Annotated in this window: 10 protein-coding genes; 9 read left to right on the top strand and 1 reads right to left on the bottom strand. The window is 48.9% G+C overall.

From position 1 onward, the window contains the following. Window positions 1-35 precede the first annotated feature (35 nt). The 9 genes from ccoS (at window position 36) to FEN17_RS06955 (ending at window position 10,030) form a co-directional block, all read left to right on the top strand. On the top strand, window positions 36-203 hold the full coding sequence (gene ccoS, locus FEN17_RS06995; RefSeq protein WP_138364558.1) for a cbb3-type cytochrome oxidase assembly protein CcoS: 168 nt from the start codon (window positions 36-38) through the stop codon (window positions 201-203). A 26-nt stretch (window positions 204-229) separates the two neighbouring features. Beyond that, window positions 230-2,380 (top strand): cytochrome-c oxidase, cbb3-type subunit I, encoded by a 2,151-nt coding sequence (gene ccoN, locus FEN17_RS06990; protein ID WP_138364557.1) that lies wholly within the window; start codon window positions 230-232, stop codon window positions 2,378-2,380. 1 nt (window position 2,381) lies between these two features. Further along, window positions 2,382-3,407, top strand: a complete 1,026-nt coding sequence (locus FEN17_RS06985; protein WP_138364556.1) for a cbb3-type cytochrome c oxidase N-terminal domain-containing protein — start codon at window positions 2,382-2,384, stop codon at window positions 3,405-3,407. Window positions 3,408-3,632: 225 nt separating this feature from the next. Next, window positions 3,633-5,033, top strand: a complete 1,401-nt coding sequence (ccoG, locus tag FEN17_RS06980; RefSeq protein ID WP_138364555.1) for a cytochrome c oxidase accessory protein CcoG — start codon at window positions 3,633-3,635, stop codon at window positions 5,031-5,033. A gap of 1 nt (window position 5,034) precedes the next feature. Next, window positions 5,035-5,484, top strand: coding sequence for a FixH family protein (locus FEN17_RS06975; protein ID WP_138364554.1), 450 nt, complete (start codon window positions 5,035-5,037; stop codon window positions 5,482-5,484). Further along, entirely contained in the window at window positions 5,484-6,194 is a 711-nt protein-coding gene (locus FEN17_RS06970) for a sulfite exporter TauE/SafE family protein (protein WP_229208715.1), read from the top strand. The genes FEN17_RS06975 and FEN17_RS06970 overlap by 1 nt, the downstream gene beginning before the upstream one ends. Before the next feature lie 96 nt (window positions 6,195-6,290). Continuing rightward, on the top strand, window positions 6,291-7,658 hold the full coding sequence (hemN, locus tag FEN17_RS06965; protein WP_138364553.1) for an oxygen-independent coproporphyrinogen III oxidase: 1,368 nt from the start codon (window positions 6,291-6,293) through the stop codon (window positions 7,656-7,658). Between the two features lie 78 nt (window positions 7,659-7,736). After that, a complete protein-coding gene (locus FEN17_RS06960; protein ID WP_229208714.1) occupies window positions 7,737-8,975 on the top strand; it encodes a PAS domain-containing sensor histidine kinase in 1,239 nt (412 codons plus the stop codon). After that, a complete protein-coding gene (locus tag FEN17_RS06955; RefSeq protein ID WP_138364551.1) occupies window positions 8,972-10,030 on the top strand; it encodes a response regulator in 1,059 nt (352 codons plus the stop codon). The genes FEN17_RS06960 and FEN17_RS06955 overlap by 4 nt, the downstream gene beginning before the upstream one ends. Here the strand turns inward: FEN17_RS06955 and FEN17_RS06950 are convergent. After that, a complete protein-coding gene (locus FEN17_RS06950; protein WP_138364550.1) occupies window positions 10,027-11,682 on the bottom strand; it encodes an FAD-dependent oxidoreductase in 1,656 nt (551 codons plus the stop codon). The two genes, FEN17_RS06955 and FEN17_RS06950, sit on opposite strands and share 4 nt — an antisense overlap. Window positions 11,683-11,700: the final 18 nt, after the last annotated feature.

Raw genomic sequence — 11,700 nt, 5'->3', positions numbered from 1 at the left:
AGTTTTGGGTATCGAAAACAACATTTATTCTCACCATGAGCGCATTATATGTCATGATCATCGCCAGTCTGCTGATCGCCGTCGCGTTTCTAAGCGCCTTCGTCTGGTCGGTCCGGAAAGGACATTATGACGATGATTATACACCCTCTGTCCGAATTTTGCTCGACGAGCCAGCCACAAAACCTGCCCAAAAAGACCAGTAAGCCATTCACCAAATTTTACCAAAATTATGTCAAACGTTCCCCATCCCGGCCTCGCCTCTGTTGAACTGGATGAGTTTCAGTACGATAACCGCATCGTGCGGGATTTCGCAATCGCGACCATTTTGTTCGGTCTGATCGGCATGCTGGTCGGGCTACTTGCTGCATTCCAGCTTGTCTTCCCCAACCTGAACATGGATTTGCCTTTTCTGACATTTAGCCGGATCCGCCCGCTGCATACCAACGCAGTGATTTTCGCATTTGTCGGAAACGGCTTTTTTACAGGCCTGTATTATTCAGTACCAAGGGTTTTACGGACGCCGATTTGGAGCCCTGTGCTGGCAAAAGCCCATTTCTGGGCGTGGCAGTTTATCATTCTCGCAGCCGCCATCACTTTGCCGATGGGCCTCACCACTTCCAAAGAATACGCCGAGCTGGAATGGCCGATCGACGTGGCGATTGCTATTGTGTGGGTAGCCGCGCTCATTAACCTGATTATGACCACGATCAACCGCCGCACCGAGCACATTTACGCGGCTGTCTGGTTTTACATCGCCTCTTTTGTAACCGTTGCGATGCTGCATGTCGTGAACAGTATTGCACTGCCGATTTCGCTCTTCAAAAGTTACTCGGTCTACGCCGGTGTGCAGGATGCGCTGGTGCAATGGTGGTATGGGCACAATGCGGTCGCATTTTTTCTGACCACGCCGTACCTCGGTTTAATGTATTATTTCCTGCCCAAAGCCGCCAACCGGCCGATTTATTCCTACCGGCTGTCCATCGTACACTTCTGGGCGCTGATCTTTTTGTACATCTGGGCGGGTCCGCACCACCTGCTTTACACGTCGCTGCCCGACTGGGCGCAAACATTAGGAAGTGTATTTTCGGTGATGCTAATTGCGCCGTCGTGGGGCGGTATGATCAATGGATTGATGACATTGCGCGGAGCCTGGGACCGGGTGCGGGAAGATATCGTGCTGAAATTCATGGTAGTAGCGATCACCGCCTACGGTATGGCCACCTTCGAAGGACCGATGCTATCATTCAAGAACGTCAACGCCATCGCCCACTATACCGACTGGATCGTGGCGCACGTGCACGTCGGTGCGCTCGGTTGGAACGGGTTCCTGACATTCGGGATTTTGTACTGGCTTTTCCCACGCCTATATGGCCGACCGTTATTTTCTCAAAAGGCTGCCAATTTTCACTTCTGGATCGGCACCTTGGGAATCCTCTTTTATACCATTCCGATGTATTGGGCGGGTTGGGTGCAAAGTTCAATGTGGAAAGAATTTACGCAGGAAGGACTTCTAAAATACCCGAACTTCCTCGAAACCGTCACCCAACTCAAACCGCTGTATTTCCTGCGCGGGGTTGGTGGCTCACTGTACATTGTCGGGTTCATCGTGATGATCTGGAACTTGTGGATGACGGCTTTAAAAGGCAAACTCATTGCCTCCGAAACCGCCCGGGCCATGCCGCTGAAAGCTATCTGGCACGCAGAAAAAAGCGAATACTGGCACCGCAGGTTGTTCGAGCGCAAGCCACTGGCACTGACCATCTTCGCACTGGTAGCAGTCGCCATCGGAGGGATGATCGAAATGATCCCAACCTTCATGATCGACTCCAATGTTCCGACCATCGCCGCCATCAAACCTTACACACCGCTGGAATTGCAGGGCCGCGACATTTACATCCGCGAAGGCTGCTATGTATGTCATACCCAGATGATCCGCCCCTTCCGCTCGGAAATCGAACGTTATGGAGAGTATTCAAAATCCGGAGAATTCGTTTACGATCACCCGCATCAGTGGGGCTCCAAACGCACCGGTCCGGACTTGCACCGGGTAGGCGGTAAGTACCCCGATTCCTGGCACTACAACCACATGGAAGACCCCACCAGCATGTCCCCAGGCTCAATTATGCCCAGATATGGTTGGCTTTTAGAAGATAACCTGGACACCACTACCACCGCTGCCAAAATCCGCGCCATGCAAACCCTGGGCGTCCCCTACGGAAAAGGCTACGATCAAAAAGCCAACCAGGATCTCCAAAAACAATCAAAGGAAATCCAGGCAAGACTGAAACAAAGCGGCATCAAAACTTCTGAAAATAAGGAGATTATCGCATTGATCGCCTATCTGCAACGCCTTGGAACTGATATTAAAACTGAGAAATAGTATGAAATTCCGCAACTACCTCGAAACCATTGCCGGCATAGGCATTTACCCGCTGATCTCGCTTCTGATATTTTTTGTATTCTTTGTTTCGCTGCTTGTTTTTGTTTTCAGGATTGATAAAAAAACATTGGGCAAACTCGAAAGCATGCCGCTGAATGACGGCGTGATCAAAAAAAGCTTTTTAACCCTCCTCTTTATCTGCCTGGTCTACGCCTCTGCCTTCGCGCAGGGGCCGGAGGACAAGATCCGCGCGATTACCGGCACCGAAATCTTGCTTTACATCATGCTCGGCGTGCTGTTTTTCATTGCCACGTTGGTCGTGATTATGCTGGTGAATGCAGTTACTATTTTGAAAAAAGTAACTTATAACCAGAAGATTGCGCGTGGCGAAAAAGTGGAAACGGTTTCCTGGTTCAAAAGATTTGCCGGCATGTCAGTACTGCCCGCTGATGAAAAACAGCTGATCATTGAAGGTCACGACTACGACGGCATTCAGGAGCTGGACAACCGCATGCCGCCCTGGCTGCAATCGCTTTTTGTGGGTACGATCGTGATTGCGATTGCTTATGCTGCGTATTATTTCAGCGGGATCGGAGATTTGCAGTTGGCAGAATTGGACAAGGAAATTGCTCAAGCTGAGCTGGATAAGAAGGCTTATATTGAAAAGGTAGGTGCGAGCATGGATGAGACGAATGTCACATTAGCTACGGACGCAGCAGTAATTGGTCAGGGCAAAACGATTTTCCAGGAAAAATGTGCCGCCTGCCACGGCGCAGACGGCGGTGGTAGCGTAGGTCCCAACCTGACAGATAATTACTGGCTGCACGGCGGCGGTGTGAAAGATCTTTTCAAAACCATCAAATACGGCGTGCCTGAAAAAGGCATGATTTCCTGGGAAAAGCAGCTCTCGCCGACGGATATACAGAAGGTTGCGAGTTATGTTTTGTCTTTGAAGGGAAGTAAGCCTGCTGCTCCGAAGGCGCCGCAAGGGGAGTTGGTTGAGGGGGAGAAGGTGGCAGCGAAGTAACTTTCATGCCTTGGCTAGCCAGATTCATCTATCGAAGCGAGATGCCCTACATGTCATGCTGAGCGGACCGGGCCGCCGGGCGGTCGAAGCAAGCTACTGGCTCGGAACGACGCCCTTTTTGCATTGTGCCAAGCATGTGACGTGCTTCGACTCCGCTCAGCATGACAAAAAAGCATCATATTCAAACGAAAGTCAACAAACAACAAAGTGCTTCTCACTAAAACAATGATAACTCCACACATTACCGCACCTGAATCCTTCCGCGACAACTTCAACGCCGTCAGCGAAGCGGGAAAACGCAACTGGTTTTACCCGCAAAAGCCAAAAGGCAAATGGCATAACCGCCGGGTTGCATTTACGGCGATTATCCTGACATTACTTTTCGCCGGGCCTTTTGTGAAATTGAATGGCCAGCCCATGCTGCTTTTTAATGTGATTGAGCGGAAATTTATCATTTTCGGGATGTTCATTGGGCCGCAGGATTACTGGCTTTTTGGGCTGACGATGTTGTCGTTTATGGTATTTGTGGTGCTGTTTACGACGATTTTGGGGAGGTTATGGTGTGGATGGGCTTGTCCGCAGACGGTTTTTATGGAAATGGTTTTTCGCAAGATCGAATATTGGATCGAAGGCGATGCTACTAAACAGAAACTGTTAAACAAAGCGCCCTGGACTTCGGATAAGATTTTGAAAAAAGGAAGTAAGTATAGCTTATTCCTGCTGGTTTCATTTGCGATTGCCAATCTCTTGCTTGCCTATGTTTTAGGCGTAGATGAATTAGCTAAAATCATCCGAGAGCCGCTGCAAGATCACCTGGCACTTTTCTCGGGAATCGCCGGTTTCACGGCATTGTTTTATTTCAATTTTGCGTGGCTGCGCGATCAGGCTTGCACGGTGGTATGTCCCTACGGTCGTTTGCAAAGTGTTTTTATGGACCGGAATACTATTGCCGTCGCTTACGATCATGAAAGAGGAGAGCCGCGCGGAAAAATCCATAAAGGTAAAGAGAGGCCCGAAGGTGATTGTGTGAATTGTTTTCAATGTGTAGCGGTGTGCCCGACGGGTATCGACATCCGGGATGGCCTGCAGATGGAATGTGTGAACTGCACGGCCTGCATTGATACCTGCGATTCGATTATGGAAAAAGTGGGTTTTGAAACGGGGCTGATCCGCTACACTTCGGAAAATGCTATTGTGAATAAAACCAAAAAGCTCGTGACACCGCGGGTGATCGGCTATGCGGCGGTGCTGGTTTTGCTTTGGTCAACATTGGGTTTTGTGATTGTTAACCGGTCCGATACGCAAACCTCTTTGCTCCGCGCGCCGGGCAGCCAGTTCATTGAAAACCCTGATCAAACCGTCAGCAACCTGTATACATTCAAGATTTTTAATAAAACCAATCACATTGTAAATCCTGTGATCCGGCTGGAAAATGTGGAGGGGAAACTGGTTTTCGCGGGCAAACCGGATTTGAGGCTGGACGCAGCCGGGATGGTCGAAGGGACAATGTTTATTACCATCCCGAAAGCGAAATTGCGGAAACGGAAAACGGTTTTGAAATTATCCGTCTGGCAGGGAAATGAGCGTTTGGAGGGATTTGAAACAACATTTTTAGCAAGAGAATAATATGAAATTCAACTGGGGTACCGGAATTACAGCATTATACCTGGGCTTCGTGGCCATGATTTTGATGCTGGTCACAATGAGCGTCGGGCAGAAAATCGATCTCGTGACGGAACATTACTACGACGAAGAACTGAGGTTTCAGGACAAAATCGACAAGATCGAACGTACGCGGGCGCTGGCTGAGCCGCTGGCTTGGAAGGTGGAGGAAGGTGGGATTTACATTACATTTCCGGCTAACATTGATCCCAAGACACTGTCAGGAGAGATCGGTTTTTACTGCCCGGCGGATGATAAAAACGACCGCAAATTTGATGTTCAGCCTGGCGAGCATGCACAATTCATTCCTGCTGCCAGCATTCCAGAAGGCACTTATCATTTGCAGATTGATTGGAAAAGCGGTGCTCAAACCTTTTGGAATGAAGGTGTTGTAACCATTAAACATTCGAAATAATGGCTGGCGTGCTTCCCTATCTCGCATTGTCGATGGGGCTTTTGAGCAGTTTTCATTGTATCTGTATGTGCGGGCCGATTGCGCTGGCTTTACCGGTGCAGCAAGGAAACCGGTGGCGGCAGTTTACAGGGTTAATGTTGTACAATGTTGGTCGCACAACTTCTTACGCAGCGCTCGGCGCACTGATCGGATTTTTTGGAAACGCGGTGGCGTGGATGGGCTATCTCAAATATTTGTCGATACTCGTGGGAATCGGGATGCTGGCTTATGTCCTTTGGCCTAAAAGCCTGGGAATATGGCTGCATCCGCCGAAGATTTGGGCCAAACTGATCAGCAGTTTAAAGAAAAATATGTCGACGATGCTAAGAAGCCGCAGTATGACCGGGCGCTTTTTATTGGGTATTTTAAATGGTTTACTGCCGTGCGGGCTGGTTTATCTGGCGCTCGTAAGTTCGGCGGCTACCGGCAATGCTGCGAGCGGCGCGGTTTACATGTTCATTTTTGGAACAGGAACATTACCTATGATGATGGCGGTCGGTTTTTTTAAAAACTGGCTGACGCCTGGGTTGCGGTCGCGGTTTCATAAGCTGGCGCCGGTGGTGATTGCTCTGGCGGGTTTGGTGCTGGTTGTCAGGGGTATTTTAATTCAATATCCTAATGCAGGCCAACATGCTACGGCTGCGCAGATCACGGTTTGCCACGGTAAGTAACCGGCAAAGGTTAGTCCAAATCCTGATAAAAGTCATGTTTTCCGAATCTGCACATTTCTAGTTTTGATCCACAGTAAAAATCAAAACACGATAACCATGGACAAGGACCTGCTTTTTAAATACAACACGCCGGGACCGCGCTATACCAGCTACCCAACCGTTCCCTACTGGCAAAAAACGCCGCCCAGCCAGGCCCGCTGGCTCGATCTGGTGCAGGATACCTTCGCGGTTTCACAGTCTTCCGGGCAGGGCATCAGTTTATACATACACCTCCCTTTTTGTGAAAGTTTGTGCAGCTACTGCGGTTGCAACACGCGTATTACGATCAATCATGCAGTTGAAAAAAAGTACATAGCCGCGGTTCTGAGTGAATGGGCGATGTATTTGTCGGTTTTAGGGGATGCGAAGCCAGTCATCAGGGAAATTCATTTGGGCGGCGGTACCCCAACGTTTTTTAGTCCTGAAAATCTTCAAATATTGATCCTCGGCCTGCTGCACGGCTCGGTTGTTCATCCCAAAGCGCAGTTTGGCTTTGAGGCGCATCCCGGCAATACCACAGAGGCACATTTGCAAACATTATTCGATCTGGGATTCAGGAGGATCAGCATTGGTGTGCAGGATTTTAACCCGACGGTGCTGGCGATTATTAACCGTCAACAAACTTATGAGCAGGTTAAAACACTGACATTAAGGGCACGGGAGATCGGTTACACAAGTATCAACTTCGACATGGTCTACGGATTGCCACATCAGAAAGCCTGCTACATGATGGAAACCATGCACCGCGTGATCCAGCTCAAACCCGACCGCATTGCATTTTACAGCTACGCCCACGTGCCCTGGATCAAACCCGGCCAAAGGAATTTTACCGAACAAGACCTGCCCGATCCTGACAAAAAGATGGCGATTTACGAAACCGGACGCAATGTGCTGGAACTCGCTGGTTATAAGGATATTGGCATGGATCATTTTGCTTTGGAATCCGACGAGCTCTACAAAGCACAACAGAAAAACCGCCTTCACCGGAATTTTATGGGCTATACCGATACGCAAACCCAATTACTGATCGGCCTGGGCGCATCGGCCATCAGTGACAGCTGGTGGGGTTATGTGCAAAATGAGAAGAAAGTGGAAGATTATTACGCCAGGACCGAAGCCGGTGAGCTGCCGATTTTCCGCGGACATATCCTCACAAGAGACGACCTGATCCTTCGCAAACACATTTTGAAACTCATGACACGCTTCGAAACTTCCTGGCTGAATCCGGGCGAAGTTTGCATTGACCTCTTCAAGTCCATCGAGCGGCTCTCGGAAATGGAATTTGATGAACTGATTGAATTTAAACCTTTTAGCATTAAAGTAACCGAAAAAGGGAAGCCATTTATCCGCAACATTTGCATGGCTTTCGATGCCCGTCTGTGGGAGCAGCAGCCCGAAACCGCGCTGTTCAGCCAGACTGTTTAACCCCGATTTGCCTTGTCCATTTCACCGATGTAACGTACCTTTCCCATGTTTGACAGGGATATTTTAACACATACCAAGGTGATAACACGGCATATTGAAATGCTCGACGCGCTTTTTAAACATGCGACGGAGGGGATTGTGGTGGTGGACAAATTGGGCACGATTGTGATGCTCAACCCCAAGGCCAAAGAGCTTTTCGGATACACGGATTTGGAGCTGACCGGCAAGAAAATTGAATCATTGATTCCCCAGCGATTCGCCGGTAACCATGTCCGCTACCGCGACCAGTACCTGGAAGCTCCGCGGGCGCGCGGGATGGGCCACGCGATGGATCTTTTTGCCAGGCGTTTCGACGGCAGCGAGTTTCCGGTTGAAGTAAGTCTGAGCCCTTTTCAAACCAGCGACGGCGAGTTTGTAGTGAGCTTTGTGATCGACATTACGGAGCGCAAAAAGCAGGAGAACCGCATCCGTGAGGCGAATTTGGAAATACAAAAGTTGAATGCTGAACTGGAAGAACGAGTGGCACAGCGTACCAAAGAATTGGCGAAAGCGGTTAAAAAAGTGGAAGAATCGCAGGAGGAAGTGATCCGGGCTTTGAAAAAAGAAAAGGAACTGAACAACATGAAAAGTCAGTTCGTGACCATCGCGTCCCACGAATTCCGCACGCCGCTGGCAACGATTTTGTCCTCGGCCTCGCTGATTGGCAGATATAATACCACCGAGGAGGAAGAAAAACGCCAGAAACATGTTCAGCGAATCAAGTCTGCGGTAACCAACCTGACCGAAATCCTCAATGATTTTCTTTCCATCGGCAAGCTCGAAGAAGGCCGGGTGCACAGCATTCCGGTACTCGTAGAGCTGGAAAGTTTTTGTAAAACATTGATTGAAGAAATTCACGGGCTGTGTAAAGAAAACCAAAGGATTTTATTTGAATATACTGGTATTGAGGAAGTTTGGCTGGATAAACAGCTTTTGCGGAACATTCTCTTTAACCTGCTTTCAAATTGTATCAAATACTCCGAACCTGGAAAACGCATTTTCCTAAATGTTACCGCCGACGAAAAGGAAGTCAACATAGAAGTGCGCGACGAAGGCATCGGTATCCCCGAAAAAGACCAGCCCAATGTGTTCGACCGCTTTTTCCGCGCACATAATGCAGGTACCACGCAAGGCACCGGCCTCGGACTCAACATTGTAAGTAACTACGTAGACCTGATGGGAGGAAGCGTGACATTTTCCAGCCAGGTAGGCGAAGGGACAACCTTTTTCGTCAATTTACCCAACACATCTCCATCTAAAATTTCCGGCGAACATTGAAAAAGATACTACTAATTGAGGATAATCCCGAAATGCGGGAGAATACGGCTGAAATTCTGGAACTGGCTAATTACAAAGTGGAGACTGCCAAAAACGGAAAAGAAGGCGTGCAGCTCACCAGCACTTTTCAGCCTGACCTGATCATTTGCGACATTATGATGCCGGAGCTGGATGGTTACGGCGTGCTTCATTTGTTGGGGAAAGATGAAAGTACGGCTAACATTCCATTTGTGTTTTTGACCGCGAAAGCTGAAAAGGAGGATTATCGCAAAGGTATGACGATGGGCGCCGACGATTATTTGACAAAACCATACGATGATGTGGAGCTGCTGAACATTGTCGAAATGCGCCTAAAAAAGAGCGAGCGGCTGAAAAGACAGTTTGAACGCTCGGCGAAAGGTCTGGATCAATTTATTGAGGAAGCGAAATCTTTTGATCTGATCGCTAAGCTGGCGGAGGATAAGAAAGTGAAAATATTAAAGAAGAAAGAAACGATATACACCGAGGGCAGCTATCCTTCCAATGTTTTTTTCTTGCAAAAAGGAAAAGTAAAAGCCTATAAATCAAACGGTAGCGGGAAAGAGTACATTACCGACTTGTTTAAGGAGGGCGACTTTTTTGGCTACCTGGATCTGCTTCAGGGCGAGCCTTACCAGGAAACCGCCATCGCGCTGGAAGAAGCGGAAGTCTCTATGATCCCGAAGGATGATTTTTTCAATTTGCTGCAGGGAAACCGCGAGGTAGCGGCGAAATTTATCCGGATGTTGTCCAACGAAATCAAAGACCGGGAGGAGCGTCTGCTGCATCTGGCATATAATTCGGTACGGAAAAGGGTGGCCCAGGCCCTGGTAACATTGGTGCAACGTTACCAGGAAGACCGGTCCAAACCCTTCTCCATGTCGATCACCCGCGAAGACATTGCCTCCATGGTAGGCACCGCCACCGAAACCGTAATCCGCACATTGTCAGACTTCAAAGACGAAAAGCTGATCGATATGAAAGGAAGCTTGATTACGGTTTTTGAGTATGAAAAGCTGGTGCGGATGCGGAATTAAAATTCGAGTTTTTGTTTATCCTTCAAAAGCTGCTCGCGCAATTTCCCATAATCTACGTCCTGCACCGCCAGATTGCCATCGATCGCCTGCACGGCAGCTGCGGCGGCACTTTGCCCGAGGATCATGAAGACGGGTTCCATGCGAATGGAGCCGTAGGCAATGTGGGTGGCGGAGAGGCATACCGGCACCAGAAGGTTCTGACATTCAGCCTTTTTCGGAATAATAGCCGTATAAGAAATGCTGTACGGCGTTTTGGGATGCACGCCAATATCGCCTTCGTTTTGAACGAAACCGTCCGCTTTCACATAGCGCTGCGCATTGTGAGCATCAAGGGAGTAGGAGCCCATGCCAACCGACTGTGTCACAGGTTTTTTGCCTAATGTTTCGTTCTCCGTCATCACACTCTGGCCAATCATTCTGCGCGCTTCGCGGACGTAGATCTGATGCGGCCAGCCGCCGTTGTCCTTGAATTCATCTTTGGGCAAACCCCATTTGGACATTTCTTTACGCACCTCGTCAGGAACGTGTGAATCATTTGACAAATAATACATTAACCCTTTTTGGTACTGCTCGTGCTCTTTGATGATCTGCTTTCTGCGCTCGTAAGTAGCGTCAGGGTAGTCGTAATTTTGGCCGATGAAATCCGTGCTGAATGGACCGTGGTTGTTGGTATCCGTTTTTTTGTTCGGAATTGGGTCGTATTTGTCGAAAGTTTCAGTCCAGCCGGCTTTGTAAACCCTGGCCAGCAGCTCATATTTACCTGGATCGTAACCCGCCGGTTTTGCGAAAGGAATACGGTTGTCAGGATTGGCAGAAAGGCACATACGGAAGCAGTAGGCCTGGATTTTATGGTCGCCGTCGCCCTTCTTGCCGATTTTTTCAGCACTTACGTAAGGTAGCAGGCCACTTTTCGGGTCACCCTCGATTTTATACGGACTGATGTTTTTCTTGAAGTAATGTCCATGCTGAAAAACCTCCGACTGGATACCGTTCCACTCTTCGCCATAAACGCTATTTGCCTCGCGCCCAACATGATATTTCACGCCTGCAGTCGCCATCAGGTCACCTTCATAAGTGGCGTCGATAAACATTTTGCCTTTGAATGTCTTGCCGCTTAACGTCTTGATGGACACGATTTTGCCATTTTTTTTCTCAACCCCTTTCTTCCGATCGAGCCACTCATCGCGGTAAATTTTCAGGTTATTTTCTTTCGCAAAATCCTCAAAAACCTGCTCGGCCACATGCGGCTCGAAGATCCACATTGTGCGATCCGCGCCGTCCATGGCCGGGGTACCCTGGCCCTTGTTACCATATTCGTCTTTTTTCTGCCACTGCCAGGCTTCCGGCTTGTCGTAATGCAGGAAAACACGGTGGTAAAATTCCCGCGCAAGTCCGCCTATTACGGCTTTATTGCCCGTATCCGTAAAACCCAACCCTCCGGAAGAAAGCCCGCCTAAATGTTTGTCAGGAGATACCACGAGCACGGTTTTGCCGGATTTTACAACCTGCACCGCGGCAGTTATAGCCCCGCAGGTGCCGCCGTAAACGATAACGTCGGCTTCGAAATTTTGGGCGAAACATGGGACAATGTTTACCAACAGAAGAAGTATGATATTTAAACGCTTGGATTTCCAAAGGCTTTTGAGAAGCATGCTGTCAAGATTTGTTTA

The organism is Dyadobacter luticola (assembly GCF_005860805.1).
Classification (GTDB): domain Bacteria; phylum Bacteroidota; class Bacteroidia; order Cytophagales; family Spirosomataceae; genus Dyadobacter; species Dyadobacter luticola.
Note: the sequence above shows the minus strand (reverse complement) of the source record. Positions and strands in the feature narration are given on the sequence as shown.

Bases quoted from the DNA above. Each gene is read 5' to 3' on its own strand.
- ccoN (WP_138364557.1), top strand. From the start codon at position 230: ATGTCAAACGTTCCCCATCCCGGCCTCGCCTCTGTTGAACTGGATGAG.
- FEN17_RS06975 (WP_138364554.1), top strand. From the start codon at position 5,035: ATGAAATTCAACTGGGGTACCGGAATTACAGCATTATACCTGGGCTTC.
- ccoG (WP_138364555.1), top strand. From the start codon at position 3,633: ATGATAACTCCACACATTACCGCACCTGAATCCTTCCGCGACAACTTC.
- ccoS (WP_138364558.1), top strand. From the start codon at position 36: ATGAGCGCATTATATGTCATGATCATCGCCAGTCTGCTGATCGCCGTC.
- FEN17_RS06985 (WP_138364556.1), top strand. From the start codon at position 2,382: ATGAAATTCCGCAACTACCTCGAAACCATTGCCGGCATAGGCATTTAC.
- hemN (WP_138364553.1), top strand. From the start codon at position 6,291: ATGGACAAGGACCTGCTTTTTAAATACAACACGCCGGGACCGCGCTAT.
- FEN17_RS06950 (WP_138364550.1), bottom strand. From the start codon at position 11,682: ATGCTTCTCAAAAGCCTTTGGAAATCCAAGCGTTTAAATATCATACTT.
- FEN17_RS06970 (WP_229208715.1), top strand. From the start codon at position 5,484: ATGGCTGGCGTGCTTCCCTATCTCGCATTGTCGATGGGGCTTTTGAGC.